The 1095-nt window shown below is 78.0% G+C and carries 1 protein-coding gene; it reads right to left on the reverse strand.

Features of this window, described 5'->3' with window-relative positions; all coding sequences use genetic code 11:
• Positions 1 to 13 precede the first annotated feature (13 nt).
• The coding region (locus KN815_RS48985; RefSeq protein WP_216348185.1) for a tetratricopeptide repeat protein at positions 14 to 1095 on the reverse strand (1082 nt) is incomplete at its 5' end.

A 1095-nucleotide genomic window follows, 5' to 3' on the forward strand; every position in this document is an offset into this window, starting at 1 on the left:
CCCTCTCGGCCGCCTAGGCCGTCTCCGTCGTCTCCGCCGTCTCGGCGCCCCGGCCCAGCCGCTCCAGGCAGTGAGCCTCGTCGCCGCGGCTGACGAGGGTGTCGGGATGGCCGGGGCCCAGGACGCGGGCGCGGGCTCGGGTCACCCGGCGGTAGCCGTCCAGGGCGTCGGACCAGCGGCCGAGCCAGCCCAGGGCGACGGCCACCTCGCGACGGCTGACCAGGGTGTCCGGATGGTCGGGGCCCAGCGCGCGTTCGCGGAGGGCGCAGACCTCTCGCGCCTCGGTCAGCGCCTCCTCCCAGCGGCCCAGCCGGCCGAGGCTGACGCCGAGGCCGTGCCGGGCGCGCAGGGTCTCCGGATCGGCCGGGCCGTGGGCGCGGGTGCGGTCCTCGACGAGGGCGCGGTAGACCGTGAGGGCCTCCGCGCTCCGGTCCAGCTTCCCCAGGCCGACGCCGATCTCATAGCGGGCGGCGAGGGTGTCGGGATGGTCGGGGCCGAGGGTGCGGGCGCGGTCGGCGGCCACCTCGCGGAAGATGCCCAGGGCCTCCCGCCAGCGGTCGAGGCGGCCGAGGGCGTACGCCACCTCGTAGCGGGTGACCAGTGTGTCGGGGTGGTCGGGGCCCAGCACCCGGGCGCGCGCGGCGGCCACCCCCTCCGCCATGCGGTGCGCCTCCTCAAGGCGCCCCAGACAGCCCAGGTTGAAGGCGAGGTTGTGGCGGCAGCGCAGGGTGTCGGGGTGGTCGGCGCCCGTGGTGCGCTCGCGGGCGGCGAGCACGGCCACATAGAGATGCTGGGCCTCGGTGAAGCGGCCGAGGCGGCCCAGGGTGAACGCGGTCTCCTGGCGGGCGGCGAGGGTGTCCGCGTGGTCGGGGCCCAGAACGCGCCGACGGCCCGCCGCGACCCGCTCGTACTCGCGCAGCGCGTCGCCGGGGCGGCCCAGGCTCCCGAGGGCGAAGGCGGTCTCGTAGCGGCTGGTGAGGGTGTCGGGGTGGTCGGCGCCCAGCGCGCGCTCGCGCTCGGCGGCCACCGCACGGTGCGTGGCCACGGCCTCCTCCCAGCGGCCCAGCCGCCCCAGATCCAGCGCGGCGCGGTGCC

It is taken from the genome of Streptomyces niphimycinicus, assembly GCF_018883605.1.
GTDB lineage: Bacteria > Actinomycetota > Actinomycetes > Streptomycetales > Streptomycetaceae > Streptomyces > Streptomyces niphimycinicus.